Source organism: Pseudorhodoplanes sp. (genome assembly GCF_035565795.1).
GTDB lineage: Bacteria > Pseudomonadota > Alphaproteobacteria > Rhizobiales > Xanthobacteraceae > Pseudorhodoplanes.
This window is the reverse complement of record NZ_DATMRV010000127.1, coordinates 26,987-44,601: the sequence shown is the minus strand read 5'-3', so window position 1 is coordinate 44,601 and position 17,615 is coordinate 26,987. Positions and strand designations below refer to the sequence as shown.

Below are 17,615 nucleotides of genomic sequence, written 5' to 3'. Positions count from 1 at the left end.
CGCGGCTTTGTGCAGGCCGGGATCGCAAGTGGCGGCTCGACATTGGCGCCAATCACGAAAACGCGGTCGCCACGGATCGCCGTCAGGAACACCTCATTAGCCTCGTTCGGAGGCGCGTCCTGCGTACGCGCCGCGAGGATCGCAAACGTGTCGGGCATATCAAGCGGGATATCAGCATAGCTCAGCACCGCCGCGTCGCTGCCGAGCGACCTGAGATAAAAGGTCTCGCTCTTCATCGCGGCGTCCGGCGGGAGCCGATCCTTCGGATCCTGCCATTTGGCCTGCAGCCACTTCGTCAGCAGCGAGCGGGTCGTCACCACCATCTGTGTATCGCCGCCATCGGCCTCGAACATGAATCCATCGAGCTTGCCGAAATCGATATCGCCCGAAAACAATGTGGTGAGATTAAACTGGCCGGCCTCGAATCCGGGCGGCGTGTCCGACCCGAGGACCGCGCGCATCAGGCCCTCCAGTTCCACTCTCGCCTTGGCTTCCGCGTCGAGCTCCGTCTCCCCGATATTCGGGACACGCTCGGGTGTGAAGCGGTCGATCGCTGCGTCGCGTGCCGCAAGATAACGGTCCTCGGCTGTCTCCGCCCGAAGGCCGCCAGCCCCTGCCGCAAGGCAAAGCATCGCCACGCCGGCAACGATCCGCAATATCATCACACACTCCGTTCGAACGAACCGGGCAGTATCAGGTGAGGCAAAATCACGGACAATCGTCCTGGCGGACGCTGTCGCGCACGGCCGTCATGCTACAATCGTCATATCTTTGCAAAGAGTTGAAACAGATTGACCGTTCATTTCTCCGTCAGGAAGCAACCATGTCCTCCACCGTTACCGACAATCCGGCCGAACACCGCTTCGAACTCAAAGCCGGGGACCATGTGGCCGTTGCCTATTACACGCTGAGGCCCGGCATCATCACATTCACGCATACCGAGGTGCCGACCGCGTTGTCGGGTCAGGGCATCGGCTCGAAGCTGGCGCGAGGAGCACTCGAAAACGTGCGTGCCCGCGGACTGAAGGTGGTACCGAAATGCCCGTTCATTGCGGCGTTCATGGCAAAGAACGCCGAATTTTCCGATCTGCTGGCGTAAGCCCATGTCCGCGCCGTCGACAACGTCGCCGGTCCTGATCACCGGTTGTTCCAGCGGCCTGGGCAAGGCCACCGCAATGCTGTGCCGGAAGGCCGGCTATCTCACGGTCGCGACCGCACGCGATCCATCGACGCTCGCGCCGCTCGCGGCGCTCGGTTGCGACACGCTTCAGCTCGATGTTACCGACGAGGCCTCGCGCACGGCTGCGGTCGCGGAGGTCGAGCGCCGCCACGGTCCGGTGGGGGTGCTGGTGAACAATGCCGGTTACGGTCAATACGGACCGCTTGAGGAAATCTCGCCGCAAGCCTTGCATCGCGCATTCGAGACGAACGTGTTCGGACTTCTGCGCATGTCGCAGCTCGTCATACCCGGGATGCGGAACGCGCGCCGCGGCCGCATCGTCAACATCTCGTCGCTCGCAGGCCGCGTGACCGCGCAAGGCGGCGGCGTCTATCACATGACCAAATATGCGGTGGAGGCCATCGCCGACGCAATGCGGCCGGAGGTCAAACCGTTCGGAATTGACCTCGTCAGCGTGTTGCCGGGACCGTTCGTGTCGCCCTATCGCGACAAGGTCATTGCCAGCATTCCCGACACCGGCCCAGATTCACCGTATCGCATCTACAAGCGCAACATCGGCGCCTACATGCTGCACTTTCTCGATCCGAAGACGTTCGGCACCATGCCGGTCGAGAAGGTCGCAGGCGTTGTGTTCAAGGCAGCGACGACCTCACGACCGCGACCCAGGTACAATGTCGGCTTCTGGGCCAATTTCGGTCCGGTGGGACGTTACCTTGCCGGCGACCGCGTCGTCGACTGGTGGATGTCGCGGGAGATCCCGCACGACCGCGAGCGCAAATAGTCGCGCGGCTATTCGGCGCCGCGGCCGAGGGTCTCCACGGTCTTGAGCCAGCCGTTGCGCTTCTCGCTTGAGGAGTCCGCGATCATTCCGAACAGGGTATCGCGCACCGGCTTGACGCCAATGAAGTTCAGGATGTTCTTCCTGAGCAGTTTCAGCGCATGCGGCCCGTACCAGTAGCGATAGATCGAGACCGGCATCGCCATCGTCATGATGATGCGCGCGGACTTCTTCTCGAAGATGCGCCAGTTCATCGCGTTCGGGGTGCCCTGCCGCTTGATGAGATCGGGCTGCAGGATGCGCTCGATGAAGCCCTTCAGGATCGCCGGCATGTCGCCGCACCAGAGCGGAAAGATCAGCACCCAGTGGTCGCTGGCCGCGAGGGCGTCATAGGCCGTCTTCAGGTCCGGCTCGAGCGGCTGTTCGCGCCGATAGCCTTCGCGCAGGATCGGCTCGAAACTCATCTCCGCGAGTTTGAAGACCCGCACCGTGTGCCCACTGCTCTCCGCACCGCGCCGATACGCTTCGGCCAGCGCCTCGCAGAAGGTCGTGCGCTGCGGATGTCCGACAATGATCGTGACACTTGCCATGATGCCCACCTGCCCAGTTGGGGCATTTCGATCCGTCTCATGTCACACGATACGTTACCTGCGCTTTGCGATGGCGCAAACCCGCGCGCGAACAGGAAACGAGAACGCCGGCAGGCGGCGCTGGATCAGCTACCATCGCGTTGCAGCCACCAGCCTTCGCTGATCGGACGCTGCAACAACACCTTGTTTCGTCCCGCCGCGGCCTTGTCGAGGTCGCCGTCGACGATCTCGGCATAACGCGACGCCTCGCCGCGCACGAAGCTCTTTCCGAACCCGCTGACCGAAAGGCCGCTCGCATAGAATAGGAATTGCACCGAACGGTGTCCCCGGCTGACGCTGATGATGGAGGCCTCGCGCATCAGATCGCGGTAATCGGCGATGCGGGCTGCGGGCACGTGCGCCCGCTCGGGATCCGCAGGATCGCTCCAGTTCAGGCCAAGCCGGTTCAGCGCGGGATCACGCCGCAACATGTCGGTGATCTGATCAAGCGTGGCACGGTGCTTTTCCCAATGCGCGATCATCGCTGCATCGGACGGCGCGGCGGGCCCGGGTCCGAATATCGACGCCGTCAACGCCAACGGCGCGCCAATCGCACCGATGACGGCCAGTGCGGCAAGACCGGTCAGCACGATTGCGACGGTGCGAAGCTTCATTCGTCAGTCTCAGCAGCAGCGAAGTTCCCTAGGGCGCGTTTGCGGCGCTCAAGGGGCACGTTATGCCACGGCGCACGAAAGCGTGAATGCGCCGGATGCCAATGGTGTTTAGCATGTTGTGACAGGCCGTGGCAGACGTGACCGGCTTGTTTGGCGTTCCACGTCGGCCCGGCCGCACGTACTGCGGAACAGGGAGACTTGGCCATGGCGCAATTCCACGTTCTCAACCCGGCCGACGACCGGACCGAAGGACCGGTGATTCGCCGCATCGGTTTCGCCGATCTTGGCGAGGCACTCCGGCAGGGCTGGGAGGACTTCAAGGTCTGGCCGAGCCACGCGGTTTTTCTCTGCATCATCTATCCGATCGTCGGTCTCGTGCTCGGCGGGATGGCGCTGGGCTACAGCGTGCTGCCTCTTTTGTTTCCGCTCGCGGCCGGCTTTGCCCTGCTCGGCCCGATTGCCGCGCTGATGATGTACGAGATCAGCCGCCGGCTGGAACTCGGCGAACCGCCCTCGCTCCGGTCGGCGCTTTCGGTCATCCACTCGCCCGGCTTTCCCGCGATCGTCGCGATCGGCCTGATGTTGATGGGGCTGTTCCTGCTGTGGCTCGGGATCGCGCGCGAGCTCTATCAGACTTTATTCGGAATCTATGCCGCGCCCGATGCGGTTGGACCGTTCGTGCGCGAGGTGTTCACGACAGACGCCGGCTGGAAGCTGATGGTTTACGGAAATGCCATCGGCTTTGTGTTCGCGCTGGTGGCGTTCTGTCTCACCGTCATCTCGTTTCCGATGCTGCTCGACCGGGACGTCGGAGCAGCGACAGCCGTCATAACCTCGATACGGGCGATCGCGGTCAATCCGGTCGTCATGGCCGCGTGGGGCCTGATCGTTGCGGCGCTGCTGGTGCTCGGTTCGCTTCCCGTGTTCCTGGGCCTGGCTGTCGTGATGCCGGTGCTCGGTCACGCGACCTGGCATCTCTACCGCAAGCTTGTTGTGTAACGGCCTTATCCGGGCGCGGCGTCCAACGCTGGCGCCGCGCGCGGGATTGAAGTCGGCTACAAGTTCAGACAATTCGACGCAAATTGGTGGCCAGCCCTTTAAGGGTTCCGAACGCGCCTCGTGCACATTGCGCGCATGAGCATGGACCGCCGATCCTCGCGTCCGTCCGCACGTGCGCGCCGCCCCGCCGCGCCTGCGGCGGCAGCGCGCGCTCCTGTGCAGGTGCGCGGTGGCGGCGCGGAACCCAGGAGCTGGCGCAAGGAGCGTCGGCGCGGCGCAATTGCGGCGGCCGTGATTTGCCTCGTGTTCGTGGCTTTGATGAGCGGATACGGCCTCCACGCGCATATGGCGCAGGCGGAAGCGCGTGCTGCGGCCCGTGACATGCAGATAGCAATCGAAACCGGAGCCGCATTGAACAACGTGGCCGTGCTGTTCGTTCCCGAATACGGCGCGGTCTGCCGGCGCCGCTGGATCGACAACACCACCTGGTCGCTGCGCGACGGCGGCCAGGTCGATTGCGAAGAAGCTGCCGGCTGGCATGTGAATGCTCCTATCAGGGAGCACAAAGTCGAACGGCGGATAGGCGCCATTCGCGAGACCTTCCAGACCCGCGCCCCCGGCAAGGTGGAATAGGTCTGAGGCGTCACCGGCTCGCTTGCGCGCGCGCCGACGACGGCCTACCTGTGCGGCATTGGCAACTCTTCAATTCACAGGACAACCTGATGCACGTGTCGGAAGCGCACGTCCCTACCGCATCCGCCAGCCGCTATCTGCAGCAGATCTGCAAGCACTGGAGCCACAAGTTTGCGGTCGAGTTCACACCGGAAGCGGGCTGCGTGCCGTTTTCTGAGGATCGCCGGTGCGACTTCTCGGCCAGTGCCGACACGCTCACGATGCGGATCCATGCCGCCGATGAAGCGACGCTCGAACGAACCCAGCAAGTGGTCCTCGACCACCTGAAGCGTTTCGCCTTCCGCGAAGACCTGGGCGATATCCGCTGGACGCGCGTCACCGCCGACTAGATGCGGGCCCGCTCATCGCAGGCCCGCCATACAGGTCAGTTACCGACCGCGTCGTTCACGCACTTCTTGATATGGCTCTCCTTCGCCGCGCCGGCGAGCTTCTTGTCGGCCGCGGACTTGTCGCACATCGCCTGTGCATCTTTTCCGCACTTCGTCATGAAACTGTTGAGCGCGGCGCCGGCGAGCTTCTTGTTGGACGCCTCAACCTTGCAAGCCGCCGCGTGCGCGTGACCGGCAGCGAAAACCAAAGCTGCGGCAATTAACAGAGCCCTCATTGTTCCCTCCTTGGGACAAATTCGTACGGCCGAACGAGTCGACCGCGACGACTCTATGAAACCCGGTATGTCGTGACTATGGCGGTACGATAAACGTGCATTCAGGCAGCCATCGCGGGCGAGATAATTTCCCGGATATCCGTCACCGGGCTTGCGAATGCCTGCTCCTCGACCTGCTCCAGTCCCATCACGCGTAGCAAACCGCGCGCAGGGCACATTTCAACCGCGAGGCGCGTGAAACGGTTATTGACGGGTTCGGAGAGCCATCCAAACGGCTCGTGCAGCAGCGACCCGGAGAAATTCTCCATGGTTTCACGGCGACAACGGCTGTTTTCGCCGGCTTCTTCGTAACGGCAGGTCAATATCAGATCGCCGCCTACCCTGGCCTCCCAGGGCTCCCGGCACGTGTGCCAGTCGTTCGCGGCAACAGTCGCGGTGGACCGCGTTTCGAAGTCATCTTCCGTGCGCTCGATGACGCAACGCTCCCCGGGATGAATACCGGCGAGCGAATAGATGACCGGGCGCGCCACGGGCGTGCGCTCGAGCATGGATCGCGCAGCAGAGAAATCGCGGCAGGTCTCGAACACCTGACGCAGCAGCTGATCGGGCGGGATGTGACGGATACCCCACGTCTTCAGAGCATTGGCGCCGAGGTCGTACGGCCGCAGCCAGGGATGCCGTGTGCGGCGCCACATCGGCGCCTGGTTGATGGCCGCGCCGAAACGGCCGGGCGCCATGGCGGTCAGCGTGCCGACATAGCCCGGCCACGTGACGCTATAGAACTCGCCTGCCTCTCCCCATTTATGCGCGACTTCGGTGTGGCGGCCGAGGCCGGGAAACGGCCAGTCCAAGGTCCGGGCGAGCCACGGTTCCCTATCCTCATCGCGGCTCATCGTCGTGCAGCCCCACGAATAGGAACCGTTCAAAAACCAGACACCGCTGAAGCCGAGAGCGGCGGCGATGCCTTCGATTTCGCGAACATACGGAGACTGCGACCGGGACAGCCAGCGTCGCGCCATTCCGTCCAGCAGAGGCAGCGCGGCCGCAACAGGACGGGGAAAAAACGACAGGCAATCATCGCGTAGCGCCCGGGCGCGCGCAGCGCCTTCCTGGGCTTGCCGAAGCGGCCCGCCGTCACGAATGTCGACAATCGGGATCTGGGTCAGACCAGTCATGGGGAGCGAGCTTAGCAGCGTGTCGGAACCCACCAAATGTGGTCCTCGCCCGACGCCGGCGCAATGACCGTAGCTGGCCGCCCCTAAGCCACTGACTTTCCGCGGTTTTCGGACTTGATCATGAATCGTAAACGATATCCGCGATACGATCGCGCAAACTTGGGGTCTCCATGGCGAAGCGTCTGAAACGCGTCAGGTCGTCTGAACAGCATCGCTGGGCGATCCGCGACGGCCGCCGCGCTGTATTGGCCGCCCTGATGCTGATCTTCGTCGGCGCGGCGAGTCTGTCCGACGGCAAGCTGCTTCCGGGTTTCCTGACCGGGGATGTCGCGCCGCAGCCATCGGCCGAACCGGAGCGCATCACGGACGATCTCAGGACCGGCTCGATCCTGATCACGCCGAGGGATGGCAACATCTGCGAGCATCGCATCATCGACAACGCGACCTGGCGCATTCGTGCGAATGGCAGTGTGCAATGCGATTCCACAGTGTCGTGGCAACCTGACCGCGGCGGCGGCGCCCAGACATCCCAGTCGCGGCTTGAAGCGATCCGCGGCGCCTTCGTGTCCAGGCGCTAGAAGGCCCTGCTCATCCCGCGCGCTCGACAACGAACGCGACCTGAACGAGCGCGACAGTGTTGACGATGGCGTGCAGGATCACGGTGAGAAGCGTCGAGCCGCTGCTCCAGCGCAACCATCCGAGCACGCAACCCAGCACAAAGATCTGCACGATGTAGAATGTCTCGTACTGAACATGCATCACGGCCCAGCCCGCCGACGTCAGCAGGATTGCGCCCCATGGTCCGAGCCTTGATCGCGCGTAGCCGGGAAAGATAAATCCACGGAACAGCAACTCTTCCATCAATGGCGCAGCCACGATCAGCGCAACCGCAAACAACACCAGCGTTCCGGAGCTTCGCGCGCTCCGATAAGCGTCGACCACAGCCGGCGGCACGAGATCGCGACCGGACAAATACGACGTCAGGTCGCCCAGCGGCAGCAAGACCGCGATGATGACGATGCCGACGATCAGGTCCGCGCGTCTGGGCCAGTACAGGGCCAGATAGTCGACGGCCGAGCATCGCGCGTATCGCGCGGCCATGGCGATCACGGCAATCGGCGCCGGCATCGACAGGATCGTAACGACCGCGATCGTGAGTGCATGCGCCGTCAGCGTCTGAACTTCGAAGTCCGACGCGTTGCGATCGACACCCAGAAATGCCAGCGCCACGAATGCCGCCATGAGCTGGGCCGCGAACCACGCTGCGGTCGCCGCCAGTCCGATGGCTGTCGTGGCCCAGAAGCCCCACGGCTGACAGGGAGACAGGCCTGATCCCTCGTGCGGCTTCGGCGCGATTTCGGTCATGACAGTCCAGAGTTAGTGGTCGGCGCGGCGCCGCCCATGTTCAAGGGGGCTTAGCACAGACTGCAACACGGCGCCGCACACGTGCTAAGGATGAGACATGCCCGCACTCGTCTGCCCCCTCGCCCAAGCCCAATCCGTGCTGCCTGCGCGCGGAGCCTTGATCGGTCTCGATCTCGGAACGAAAACGATCGGAGTCGCTGCATCGGATCCGGATCGCATGCTTGCAGCCGGTGTCGAGACGGTTGGCCGCAAGGCGTTTCAGGCCGACGCCGCGCGCGTCCTGGCGCTTGCCAGCGAACGCAATGCCGTCGGCTTCGTGCTGGGGCTTCCACTGAACATGGACGGCACCGAAGGTCCCCGCGCGCAATCGACGCGTGCATTCGCCCGCAATTTCGCAAAGCTGACGGAATTGCCGATCGCGTTCTGGGACGAGCGGCTATCAACCGCTGCCGTCGAACGCGACCTCATCGCCGCCGACGCCAGCCGCGCCAAGCGCGCTGCGATCATCGATCAGCATGCAGCGGCCTTCATTCTTCAGGGCGCGCTCGACTTTCTGCGTAACGCCAAGGCAAGAGCAACGCCATAGCCGGTCAGGCCGGCGACGCCCGCTCCAGCAGACGCTCCGCGTCGGGGTACGATGCGCCGTAGAGCCGCGTGCCGCCGGCAAGGCGCATGCGGACGAACGCTGCAGCGATGTCCGGAACGGTGGCCTGCAGCGCGGCCGCCGCGGCAACAACCGCCAGCATTTCCGTGATCCGGCGCCCGTTTGCTTCCACGTCGGTCGCCACGAGCAGGCGTTCGATCTGCGCAAGCGCGGATCGCATTTCGGGCAGATCGCGCGTCTCTTCACTCAAGGAGGCGAGGACATCGCGTGCCTCGTCGACACGCCGCATCGAGCGCAAGAGGTCCAGAGCCATCACGTTCCCGGAACCCTCCCAGATCGCGTTGACCGGCGCTTCGCGGTATAGCCGCGCAAGCGCGTAATCCTCGACATAGCCATTGCCGCCAAGGCATTCCATTGCTTCGTAAACAAACGCCGGCGCCGTCTTGCAAATCCAGTACTTGATCGCCGGCGTCAGGATGCGCGCGCGCGCGGCCTCGCGAGGATTGCTCGGGGCAAGATCGAAAGAGCGACATAGCCGCATGATCACCGCGACAGCCGCCTCGGACTCGAGAGCGAGATCGGCGAGGACCGCATGCATCATCGGCTGATCGATCAGCCGCTTCTGGAATACGATGCGGCGGCGGGCATGATGGAGAGCGCGCGAGAGCGCCGCACGCATGATGCCGGCGGACGAGATCGCGCAATCAAGACGCGTCAATTGCACCATCTGGATTATGGTGCGGATACCCGCGCCCTCCTCTCCTACACGAAGAGCGAAGGCATCGCGAAACGCGACTTCGCTGGATGCATTCGAACGGTTGCCGAGCTTGTCTTTCAGTCTTTCGAAATGCAGGCCGTTGACACTGCCGTCCGGACGGAAACGCGGCATGAAGAAACAGGTCAATCCGCCTTCCGCCTGCGCCAGCACGAGGAAGGCGTCCGACATCGGCGCAGACATGAACCATTTGTGCCCGTCGATCCGATAGGCATCCCCGTCGCGCGTAGCGGCCGTCGTGTTCGTGCGCACGTCCGTGCCGCCCTGCTTCTCGGTCATCCCCATGCCCAGCGTCATCGCCGCTTTATGCGACCACGGCCGAAACGTCCGGTCGTAATCGCGCGACACGATTTTCGGCATGAGTTGCGAACGAAGATCGGGTTGCGCGGCGAGCGCAGCCACCGAAGCGCGGGTCATGGTGATCGGACACATATGTCCGTTCTCGACCTGAGCCACGATATAGAAGCGCGCCGCGCGCGCGACCTCCGCCGGAGCGGACACTGCGGAGCCGTCCGCGTTCCAGGTCGAGCAATGCAGCCCCGCCAGCGTGCTCTCCGACATGAAGCGGTGATAAGCCGGATGAAATCGAACGGCTTCACCATGCAGCCGCGGCGGATGCTTATTCGCGAGGGCCGCCAATTCGAACATCTCCGCCCGGCCCCATTGCCGTCCGAACGCCGCCAGCGCATCGGCTTCGCCGCCCGCGCCGTTGGCCGCCGCTGCTTCCCGCAGCGGCCGATCGGTTCCGAACAGATCGACATTCACGAAGGGCGGCGGCTGATTGGCCATCTCGTCGCGCGTTTCAGGCATGGCGCACTCCCGACACCCGCCATGGTAGCACGCTGCCCGATACCGCGGATTCAGCATGTGCTGGGGATGGCCGCAGACGCGCCTTGCGGCGGCCCCGCGATGAGCCTATAGAGCCGGCTTTAATGAACATCGCCGCCACATCGTCTTTCGTCCTCAACCGGCGCCATTTGTTGGGGATCGAAGGGCTCTCGCGCGACGAGATCGTAGGCCTTCTCGATCTCGCCGAGGAATTCGTCGAACTCAACCGGCAGATCGAGAAGAAGCGCACCTCACTGCGCGGCCGGACCCAGATCAATCTATTCTTCGAATCCTCGACCCGCACGCAGTCTTCGTTCGAACTTGCGGGCAAGCGTCTTGGCGCGGACGTGATGAACATGGCAGTCAGTTCCTCGGCCATGAAAAAGGGCGAAACGCTCATCGACACCGCGATGACGCTGAACGCCATGCATCCGGACATCCTGGTGGTGCGCCATCATGCGTCGGGCGCCGTGGAACTCCTCGCGCAGAAGGTCGACGGATCGGTCATCAATGCCGGCGACGGCGCGCACGAACATCCGACACAGGCGCTCCTCGATGCGCTCACCATCCGCCGCAACAAGGGCCGCATCGAAGGCCTCATTGTCGCGATCTGCGGAGACGTGCTGCATTCGCGGGTCGCGCGCTCCAACATCATTCTTCTCAACGCGCTGGGGGCGCGGGTTCGCGTGGTCGGCCCCTCGACGCTGCTGCCGCCGCACATCGAACGTCTTGGCGTCGAGGTCACGCGCGACATGCGCGAAGCGCTGCACGATGCCGACATCGTCATGATGCTGCGCCTGCAGCGCGAGCGCATGAACGGATCGTTCGTCCCCTCCACCCAGGAATACTTCGCTTATTTCGGCCTCGACCAGAAGAAGCTGGCCTATGCCAAGCCGGACGCGCTCGTAATGCATCCCGGTCCGATGAACCGAGGCGTCGAAATCGCATCCAGCGTCGCCGATGGCGCCCAGTCGCTGATCCGCGAACAGGTCGAAATGGGCGTCGCCGTGCGAATGGCCGTGCTCGAAGCCCTGTCCCGCAACCTGCCGAACGCATAAGCATGCTGTCCGACCGTCGCCCGATCCTGCTCGCAAACGCCCGGATCATCGATCCGTCGCGCGATCTCGACTTCCCGGGCGATCTGCTCATCGCAGACGGCGTGATCCGGGATACCAAACGAGGGATCGGGGCAGCCGGCGTGCCGGAAGGTACCGAGGTCATCGACTGCAAGGGTCGCATCGTCGCTCCTGGCCTCGTCGACATGCGCGCGTTCGTGGGCGAGCCGGGCGCCGAATATCGCGACACGCTTGCATCCGCGAGCCAGGCAGCGGCGGCCGGCGGCGTGACGACGATCATTTGCCAGCCCGATACGTCTCCGGCGATCGACGATCCCGCAATCGTCGACTTCATCATGCGCCGCGCCCGCGATACTGCGATCGTGCACGTGCAACCGATGGCCGCGCTGACCAAAGGCCTCGAAGGCAAGGAGATGACGGAGATCGGTCTCCTGAAAGCCGCCGGTGCAGTCGCGTTCACCGATGGCACCAGAAGCGTCACCAACGCGCAAGTGATGCGTCGGACGATGACATACGGGCGAGACTTCGACGCCCTCATCGTCCATCACACCGAAGACCCCGATCTGATCGGCGAAGGCGTGATGAATGAAGGCGAGCTGGCAACGCGGCTCGGCCTTCACGGCATTCCGACCGCGGCAGAAGCGGTCATGCTGGAACGCGATATGCGGCTCGTCGCGCTGACCGGCTGCCGATACCACGCCGCATCCCTGACATGCCGCGAGTCGCTCGAGATCTTGCGACGCGCCAAGGATGCGGGTCTGCCGGTGAGCGCCGCCGCCTCGATCAATCATCTCACGCTGAACGAGATCGACATCGGGCCCTACCGCACCTTCTTCAAGCTGACGCCACCGCTGCGCGGCGAAGACGACCGCAAGGCTCTGGTCGAGGCGGTTGCTTCGGGTCTCATCGATATTGTCATGTCGGACCACAACCCGCAGGACGTCGAAACGAAGCGCCTGCCCTTCGCCGAAGCGGCGCCGGGCGCTATTGGTCTGGAGACCATGCTCGTCGCTGGTCTTCGCCTGGTACATGGCGGGCACCTCTCGCTGATCCAGCTGATCGCGGCGATGTCGACGAAGCCTGCCGAGCTCCTTGGCCTTCCCGGCGGAAACCTGCGTAACGGCGCGCCTGGAGACGTGATCGTGATCGATCCGGATACATCCTGGATCCTCGATCCGGCGGAGCTTAAGTCGAAGTGCAAGAACACGCCGTTCGACGAAGCCCGTCTGGAAGGCCGCGTGATCCGGACCATCGTTGCCGGGCGCACCGCCTACGAGTACGCTTCCGCCTGACACAATCCGCTACATCTGCCGCGTTGAGGCAAGGATCGGAAGCGGGACACTGGCGGCGGGGGCGCTGGGCATGTCGGACTGGTCGAACATATTTTCTGGCTGGCCATCGATCGCGGCGCTCGCGCTCGGCTACCTGCTTGGATCGATTCCGTTCGGGCTGATTTTCACCCGCCTTACGGGCGGTCCCGACATCCGCGGCATCGGATCGGGCAATATCGGCGCGACCAACGTCTTGCGCACCGGCCGCAAGGGTCTCGCCGCGGCGACCCTCCTCGCCGACATGCTCAAGGGGACGGCGGCAGTTCTGCTGGCCCGTTATCTCTTTGGCTCAGGTGTGGCGATCGCCGCCGGCCTTGGCGCATTTCTCGGTCACCTCTTTCCGGTCTGGCTCGGCTTCAAGGGTGGCAAGGGGGTCGCGACCTTTATCGGTGTGCTGCTCGGCTTTTCGTGGATCGCGGCTCTCATCTACTGCGCGGTCTGGATCGGCATCGCTGCCGTCACACGTTACTCCTCGCTTTCGGGACTGATCGCCTGCGCGGTCACGCCTGGCATATTGTGGGCTCTCAACAAGCCAACGGAAGCGGCCCTCTTTGTTGTCATGGCGCTCCTCGTGTTCATCATGCATCGCGCAAACATCGCGCGCTTGATCGCCGGCACCGAAACCAAGATCGGACAATCGGCGGTGAAGCCGTGAGCCGGCCCGAGGCCGCGGATGGCGTGAAGCTTTCCGACGGCCAGCGGCTCGATTGGCTGCGTCTGATCCGGAGCGAGAATATCGGCCCCCGCACCTTTCGCGCGCTGGTGAACCACTATGGCGGGGCGCGTGCGGCCCTTGAAGCGCTTCCGATGCTTGCGAGACGCGGCGGCGCACAGGCGCCGGGCCGCATCTGCTCGATTGAGGACGCGCGTCGCGAGATCGAAATTGCGGAGCGCATGGGCTCGACCTTTATCGCGCTCGGTGAGCCCGGCTATCCGGCGCGCCTGCGCATGATCGACGATGCGCCGCCCCTCGTCTCCGTACGCGGTCATATCGACGCCCTGAAGTCCCCAATGATCGCCATGGTTGGTTCGCGCAATGCGTCGGCGGCCGGTGCGAAATTCGCAGCCCAGATCGCACGCGAACTCGGTGACGCAGGCTTCGTCACAGTCTCCGGCCTCGCGCGCGGCATCGATGCGGCTGCGCATCGCGCAACGATCGACACCGGCACCGTGGCGTGCCTCGCCGGCGGTCAGGATCGCATCTATCCGTCGGAGCATCTCCCTCTGCTCGAGCAGATCCTTGAGCACGGCGTCGCGATCTCCGAGATGCCGTTCGGCTGGGAGCCCCGCGCCCGCGACTTTCCACGCCGCAATCGTCTCATCGCCGGACTGTCGCTGGGTGTCATTGTCATCGAGGCCGCACGACGATCGGGCTCCCTGATCACCGCACGTCTCGCACTCGAACAGGGACGCGAGGTGTTTGCCGTCCCGGGCTCACCGCTCGACCCGCGCTGCGAAGGCACAAACGGTCTTCTCAAACAGGGCGCAACGCTCGTGACCGAGACGAACGATGTTCTGTCGGTTCTCGATCCGATTCTTGGCCGGACTGTCGCTCTTCCGGCCAGCGAACCCGGTCACGATCCCGCAGACCCGGCGGCCGAGCCCGCCGCCGACGAGCGCCGCCGCATCGTATCGCTGCTCGGACCAACGCCGGTCGAGATCGACGAATTGATCCGCCAGTCCGGCGCCCATCCGGCTGTTGTCCGGACGGTGCTGCTTGAACTGGAAATTGCCGGCCGGCTCGAACGGCAGGCCGGAGGCCGGGTCGCATTGATCTGAGCTACGACCGCAGCCTGTCGATCCGCTTCACGCTCTCGGCTTCCAGTTTCGCCATGTCGAGCAGATAGGCGAGCGTACCGAGACCATGACGGCGCGCCATCTGCGCAAGCCCCCCTGTCAGGTCTGCGATGTAGGTTGCCGCAGCGACCCGGTCGTCGGCAGCAGGACGCGCTTCGTCAGTCATCTCTTGGCGCTGTCCGGGCATCCTCATCTGATTGTAGATTGTAATATTATCTCGCATAAGTTGCAATATCCAAGCTGAAAAACCCCAAGTTCTGCCCCCAGCGCACGGCCCTTATTTGACTCAAGGGGTCGATTTACCCATGGTCCGGCCCCACCTAAGCGCCTGACTCGCGCCTCTAGGTCTGAAGTTCGGACCTAACCTGTTGGAATTTCATGAATATCGTGGTTGTCGAATCGCCGGCCAAGGCCAAGACCATCAACAAGTACCTCGGGCCCGGCTACGAGGTTCTGGCTTCGTTCGGCCATATCCGCGATCTACCCGCCAAGGATGGCTCGGTGGATCCCGACCACAACTTCAAGATGATCTGGGAGGTCGATGAGCGCGCCCAGAAGCGGATCAACGACATCGCCAAGGCCGTTAAAGGCGCCGACAAGCTGATCCTCGCGACCGACCCGGATCGCGAGGGCGAAGCGATCTCCTGGCACGTGCTCGAAGTACTGAAGGAGAAGAAGGCCCTCAAGGACCAGGCGATCGAGCGGGTGGTGTTCAACGCCATCACCAAGCAGGCGGTCAGCGAGGCGATGAAGAACCCGCGCAAGATCGATCATGCGCTGGTTGATGCCTATCTCGCGCGTCGCGCGCTCGACTATCTCGTCGGCTTCACCCTTTCCCCTGTGCTGTGGCGCAAATTGCCCGGCGCCCGCTCGGCCGGCCGTGTGCAGTCGGTCGCCCTCCGCCTCGTCTGCGACCGCGAGCTCGAAATCGAGAAATTCGTTGCGCGCGAATACTGGTCGCTGATCGCCACACTTGCGACGCCGCGCAACGAGAGCTTTGAAGCACGGCTCGTCGGCGCCGACGGACAGAAGATCACGCGTCTCGATATCGGCTCGGGCAAGGAAGCCGAAGACTTCAAGAAAGCGCTGGAGAGTTCCTCTTTCACTGTCGCTTCGGTCGAAGCAAAGCCGGCACGCCGTAATCCCCCGCCCCCCTTCACCACATCGACGCTGCAGCAGGAGGCGAGCCGCAAGCTTGGCTTCGCTCCCGCGCATACCATGCGCGTCGCGCAGCGGCTCTACGAGGGCGTCGACATCTCGGGCGAGACGGTCGGTCTCATTACTTATATGCGAACCGACGGCATCGACATGGCGCCCGAGGCCATCGCCGGCATCCGCTCGATGATCGGCAAGAATTACGGTCGCGATTATGTGCCGGACGCGCCGCGCCGCTATCAGAACAAGTCGAAGAATGCGCAGGAGGCCCACGAGGCCATTCGCCCGACCGATGCGTCCCGTACGCCGCGCGACGTCGCGCGCGCGCTCGATGCCGATCAGGCCAGGCTTTATGAACTGATCTGGAACCGCGCCGTCGCAAGCCAGATGCAGTCCGCCGAACTCGAGCGGACCACGATCGATATCGCCGCCAAGGTTGCCGGACGCAATCTCGAGCTGCGCGCGACCGGACAGGTGATCAAGTTCGACGGCTTCCTGACGCTCTATCAGGAGGGACAGGACGACGACGCCGAGGACGAAGATGCAAAGCGTCTTCCCGCGATGTCGGAAGGCGAACCGCTGAAGAAACAGTCCATCAGCGCGACCCAGCATTTCACCGAGCCGCCGCCGCGTTTCACCGAAGCCTCGCTCGTGAAGCGGATGGAAGAGCTCGGCATCGGCCGGCCGTCAACCTATGCCTCGATCCTCGCGGTATTGAAGGATCGAGGCTATACGCGGCTCGACAAGAAGCGCCTCGTTCCGGAGGACAAGGGCCGGCTCGTGGTCGGCTTCCTCGAGAGCTTCTTCCAGAAATATATCGAATACGACTTCACCGCGTCGCTCGAGGAGCAGCTCGACAAGGTCTCCAACAACGAGCTGGAATGGCACCAGCTGTTGCGCGACTTCTGGGACGATTTCATCGGCGCTGTCGGCGAGATCAAGGACCTGCGCATCACCCAGGTTCTCGATGCACTCAACGAATTGCTTGGCCCGCATGTCTTTCCGAAGAAGGAAGACGGCGGCGATCCGCGCCAATGCCCCAATTGCGGCGAAGGCCAGCTCTCCCTGAAGGTCGGCCGCTTCGGCGCCTTCGTCGGCTGCTCGCGCTATCCGGAATGCAACTTCACGCGGCAGCTGTCTCCCGGCTCGGGTGGCGATACCGCGACCAAGATTCTCGGCAAGGATCCGGTTACCGGCGAAGACGTGACGCTGCGCGGTGGCCGTTTCGGTCCGTATGTGCAGCTTGGCGAAGGCAACAAGGAGACCAAGGAGAAGCCGAAGCGCTCCGGTCTGCCGAAGGGCCTCGCGCCCGATGACGTCGACCTGCAGGTTGCGCTCGGTCTGCTTTCATTGCCGCGCGATGTCGGCAAGGATCCCGAGAGCGGTGAGATGATCATCGCCGGCATCGGCCGGTTCGGCTCCTACGTGAAGCTGGGCAAGACTTACGCCAATCTCGAACCCGGCGACGACGTGCTCAATATCGGTCTGAACCGCGCGGTCACGCTGATCGCCGAGAAGAAGGCCAATCCCGGCAAGAGCCGGCGCTTCGGCGCCGATCCCGGCCGCTCGCTCGGCGATCATCCCGACAAGGGTGGCCCGATCATCGTCAAGAACGGACGTTACGGCGCCTATGTCAGCCATGACGGTGTGAACGCCACCCTGCCGGCCGACAAGACGCCTGACAGCATCACGCTGGAAGAAGCCGTCGGCCTGATCGATGCGCGCATCGCTGCCGGTGGCGGCAAGAAGAAAAAGGCCGCGCCGAAAGCAGCAAAAGCCGCGGCCGAAAAGCCTGCCAAGGCGAAGAAGGCAAAGGCTGCGAAAGCCGACGCCGACGGGAAGCCGACGGCAAAGAAAACCATAGCCCGCAAGGCATCTTCGAAAACGGCCGCAGCCAAGTCACGCTCGAAGACCGCGGGTCCGACAGCTGCCGACAAAGCGGCCGGCGAAGTTGCTCCGGCACAACGAAAACGCAAGGTCGCAAACTAGAACTCCCCTGCCGGAGGGACGAG

20 protein-coding genes are annotated in these 17,615 nt (G+C 63.7%); 12 read left to right on the top strand and 8 right to left on the bottom strand.

The features are described from left to right. Window positions 1-662 (bottom strand): hypothetical protein (locus VNZ93_RS12280; RefSeq protein WP_325705035.1); only part of this gene is annotated, 662 nt, incomplete at its 3' end. 161 nt (window positions 663-823) lie between these two features. On the opposite strand from VNZ93_RS12280, the gene VNZ93_RS12275 reads away from it, so the two are divergent. Both VNZ93_RS12275 and VNZ93_RS12270 read left to right on the top strand, forming a co-directional pair. Continuing rightward, window positions 824-1,099: a GNAT family N-acetyltransferase gene (locus VNZ93_RS12275; protein WP_325705033.1), complete on the top strand. Its 276-nt coding sequence runs from the start codon at window positions 824-826 to the stop codon at window positions 1,097-1,099. Between the two features lie 4 nt (window positions 1,100-1,103). Continuing rightward, on the top strand, window positions 1,104-1,961 hold the full coding sequence (locus VNZ93_RS12270) for an SDR family oxidoreductase (RefSeq protein ID WP_325705030.1): 858 nt from the start codon (window positions 1,104-1,106) through the stop codon (window positions 1,959-1,961). Window positions 1,962-1,969: 8 nt separating this feature from the next. On the opposite strand, the gene VNZ93_RS12265 is transcribed toward VNZ93_RS12270, so the two are convergent. Both VNZ93_RS12265 and VNZ93_RS12260 read right to left on the bottom strand, forming a co-directional pair. After that, complete coding sequence (locus tag VNZ93_RS12265) at window positions 1,970-2,548, bottom strand: NAD(P)H-dependent oxidoreductase (RefSeq protein WP_325705028.1); 579 nt, start codon at window positions 2,546-2,548, stop codon at window positions 1,970-1,972. Between the two features lie 125 nt (window positions 2,549-2,673). Then, the gene (locus VNZ93_RS12260) at window positions 2,674-3,201 is read right to left on the bottom strand and encodes a hypothetical protein (protein ID WP_325705025.1); all 528 of its coding nucleotides are present in this window, start codon (window positions 3,199-3,201) and stop codon (window positions 2,674-2,676) included. Window positions 3,202-3,405: 204 nt separating this feature from the next. Here VNZ93_RS12260 and VNZ93_RS12255 point away from each other — a divergent pair, with 204 nt between their 5' ends. The 3 genes from VNZ93_RS12255 (at window position 3,406) to VNZ93_RS12245 (ending at window position 5,222) form a co-directional block, all read left to right on the top strand. After that, complete coding sequence (locus VNZ93_RS12255) at window positions 3,406-4,200, top strand: DUF2189 domain-containing protein (protein ID WP_325705023.1); 795 nt, start codon at window positions 3,406-3,408, stop codon at window positions 4,198-4,200. Window positions 4,201-4,335: 135 nt separating this feature from the next. Next, window positions 4,336-4,833 (top strand): hypothetical protein, encoded by a 498-nt coding sequence (locus VNZ93_RS12250; RefSeq protein ID WP_325705020.1) that lies wholly within the window; start codon window positions 4,336-4,338, stop codon window positions 4,831-4,833. Window positions 4,834-4,922: 89 nt separating this feature from the next. Further along, on the top strand, window positions 4,923-5,222 hold the full coding sequence (locus VNZ93_RS12245; protein WP_325705017.1) for a DUF2218 domain-containing protein: 300 nt from the start codon (window positions 4,923-4,925) through the stop codon (window positions 5,220-5,222). A gap of 35 nt (window positions 5,223-5,257) precedes the next feature. Here the strand turns inward: VNZ93_RS12245 and VNZ93_RS12240 are convergent, their stop codons facing one another. After that, on the bottom strand, window positions 5,258-5,497 hold the full coding sequence (locus tag VNZ93_RS12240) for a hypothetical protein (RefSeq protein ID WP_325705014.1): 240 nt from the start codon (window positions 5,495-5,497) through the stop codon (window positions 5,258-5,260). Window positions 5,498-5,598: 101 nt separating this feature from the next. After that, a complete protein-coding gene (locus VNZ93_RS12235; RefSeq protein ID WP_325705011.1) occupies window positions 5,599-6,705 on the bottom strand; it encodes a hypothetical protein in 1,107 nt (368 codons plus the stop codon). Window positions 6,706-6,842: 137 nt separating this feature from the next. On the opposite strand from VNZ93_RS12235, the gene VNZ93_RS12230 reads away from it, so the two are divergent. After that, window positions 6,843-7,250 (top strand): hypothetical protein, encoded by a 408-nt coding sequence (locus VNZ93_RS12230; RefSeq protein ID WP_325705008.1) that lies wholly within the window; start codon window positions 6,843-6,845, stop codon window positions 7,248-7,250. A 10-nt stretch (window positions 7,251-7,260) separates the two neighbouring features. Here VNZ93_RS12230 and VNZ93_RS12225 read toward each other — a convergent pair whose 3' ends face one another. Further along, window positions 7,261-8,037 carry a type II CAAX endopeptidase family protein gene (locus tag VNZ93_RS12225; protein ID WP_325705005.1) on the bottom strand — a complete coding sequence of 259 codons (777 nt, stop codon included), beginning with the start codon at window positions 8,035-8,037 and terminating at the stop codon, window positions 7,261-7,263. A gap of 97 nt (window positions 8,038-8,134) precedes the next feature. Here VNZ93_RS12225 and ruvX point away from each other — a divergent pair, with 97 nt between their 5' ends. Then, window positions 8,135-8,623, top strand: coding sequence for a Holliday junction resolvase RuvX (gene ruvX, locus VNZ93_RS12220; RefSeq protein WP_325705002.1), 489 nt, complete (start codon window positions 8,135-8,137; stop codon window positions 8,621-8,623). Between the two features lie 4 nt (window positions 8,624-8,627). Here ruvX and VNZ93_RS12215 read toward each other — a convergent pair whose 3' ends face one another. Further along, window positions 8,628-10,226: an acyl-CoA dehydrogenase family protein gene (locus tag VNZ93_RS12215; RefSeq protein ID WP_325704999.1), complete on the bottom strand. Its 1,599-nt coding sequence runs from the start codon at window positions 10,224-10,226 to the stop codon at window positions 8,628-8,630. Between the two features lie 122 nt (window positions 10,227-10,348). On the opposite strand from VNZ93_RS12215, the gene VNZ93_RS12210 reads away from it, so the two are divergent. The 4 genes from VNZ93_RS12210 (at window position 10,349) to dprA (ending at window position 14,430) form a co-directional block, all read left to right on the top strand. Next, window positions 10,349-11,302: an aspartate carbamoyltransferase catalytic subunit gene (locus VNZ93_RS12210; RefSeq protein WP_325704996.1), complete on the top strand. Its 954-nt coding sequence runs from the start codon at window positions 10,349-10,351 to the stop codon at window positions 11,300-11,302. Window positions 11,303-11,304: 2 nt separating this feature from the next. Continuing rightward, entirely contained in the window at window positions 11,305-12,612 is a 1,308-nt protein-coding gene (locus VNZ93_RS12205; RefSeq protein WP_325704993.1) for a dihydroorotase, read from the top strand. Window positions 12,613-12,682: 70 nt separating this feature from the next. After that, window positions 12,683-13,306 (top strand): glycerol-3-phosphate 1-O-acyltransferase PlsY, encoded by a 624-nt coding sequence (gene plsY, locus VNZ93_RS12200; protein ID WP_325704990.1) that lies wholly within the window; start codon window positions 12,683-12,685, stop codon window positions 13,304-13,306. Further along, window positions 13,303-14,430 carry a DNA-processing protein DprA gene (gene dprA / locus VNZ93_RS12195; RefSeq protein WP_325704987.1) on the top strand — a complete coding sequence of 376 codons (1,128 nt, stop codon included), beginning with the start codon at window positions 13,303-13,305 and terminating at the stop codon, window positions 14,428-14,430. The genes plsY and dprA overlap by 4 nt, the downstream gene beginning before the upstream one ends. A 1-nt stretch (window position 14,431) precedes the next feature. Here the strand turns inward: dprA and VNZ93_RS12190 are convergent, their stop codons facing one another. After that, entirely contained in the window at window positions 14,432-14,614 is a 183-nt protein-coding gene (locus VNZ93_RS12190; RefSeq protein WP_325704985.1) for a hypothetical protein, read from the bottom strand. Between the two features lie 212 nt (window positions 14,615-14,826). Between VNZ93_RS12190 and topA the strand changes: the two genes are divergently transcribed. After that, window positions 14,827-17,592 (top strand): type I DNA topoisomerase, encoded by a 2,766-nt coding sequence (gene topA / locus VNZ93_RS12185; protein WP_325704982.1) that lies wholly within the window; start codon window positions 14,827-14,829, stop codon window positions 17,590-17,592. Window positions 17,593-17,615: the final 23 nt, after the last annotated feature.

Excerpts from the sequence above, each read along its gene's own strand:
- VNZ93_RS12275 (WP_325705033.1), top strand. The coding sequence starts at position 824 with ATGTCCTCCACCGTTACCGACAATCCGGCCGAACACCGCTTCGAACTC.
- VNZ93_RS12270 (WP_325705030.1), top strand. The coding sequence starts at position 1,104 with ATGTCCGCGCCGTCGACAACGTCGCCGGTCCTGATCACCGGTTGTTCC.
- VNZ93_RS12265 (WP_325705028.1), bottom strand. The coding sequence starts at position 2,548 with ATGGCAAGTGTCACGATCATTGTCGGACATCCGCAGCGCACGACCTTC.
- VNZ93_RS12260 (WP_325705025.1), bottom strand. The coding sequence starts at position 3,201 with ATGAAGCTTCGCACCGTCGCAATCGTGCTGACCGGTCTTGCCGCACTG.
- VNZ93_RS12255 (WP_325705023.1), top strand. The coding sequence starts at position 3,406 with ATGGCGCAATTCCACGTTCTCAACCCGGCCGACGACCGGACCGAAGGA.
- VNZ93_RS12250 (WP_325705020.1), top strand. The coding sequence starts at position 4,336 with ATGAGCATGGACCGCCGATCCTCGCGTCCGTCCGCACGTGCGCGCCGC.
- VNZ93_RS12245 (WP_325705017.1), top strand. The coding sequence starts at position 4,923 with ATGCACGTGTCGGAAGCGCACGTCCCTACCGCATCCGCCAGCCGCTAT.
- VNZ93_RS12240 (WP_325705014.1), bottom strand. The coding sequence starts at position 5,497 with ATGAGGGCTCTGTTAATTGCCGCAGCTTTGGTTTTCGCTGCCGGTCAC.
- VNZ93_RS12230 (WP_325705008.1), top strand. The coding sequence starts at position 6,843 with ATGGCGAAGCGTCTGAAACGCGTCAGGTCGTCTGAACAGCATCGCTGG.
- VNZ93_RS12225 (WP_325705005.1), bottom strand. The coding sequence starts at position 8,037 with ATGACCGAAATCGCGCCGAAGCCGCACGAGGGATCAGGCCTGTCTCCC.
- ruvX (WP_325705002.1), top strand. The coding sequence starts at position 8,135 with ATGCCCGCACTCGTCTGCCCCCTCGCCCAAGCCCAATCCGTGCTGCCT.
- VNZ93_RS12215 (WP_325704999.1), bottom strand. The coding sequence starts at position 10,226 with ATGCCTGAAACGCGCGACGAGATGGCCAATCAGCCGCCGCCCTTCGTG.
- VNZ93_RS12210 (WP_325704996.1), top strand. The coding sequence starts at position 10,349 with ATGAACATCGCCGCCACATCGTCTTTCGTCCTCAACCGGCGCCATTTG.
- VNZ93_RS12205 (WP_325704993.1), top strand. The coding sequence starts at position 11,305 with ATGCTGTCCGACCGTCGCCCGATCCTGCTCGCAAACGCCCGGATCATC.
- plsY (WP_325704990.1), top strand. The coding sequence starts at position 12,683 with ATGTCGGACTGGTCGAACATATTTTCTGGCTGGCCATCGATCGCGGCG.
- VNZ93_RS12190 (WP_325704985.1), bottom strand. The coding sequence starts at position 14,614 with ATGACTGACGAAGCGCGTCCTGCTGCCGACGACCGGGTCGCTGCGGCA.
- topA (WP_325704982.1), top strand. The coding sequence starts at position 14,827 with ATGAATATCGTGGTTGTCGAATCGCCGGCCAAGGCCAAGACCATCAAC.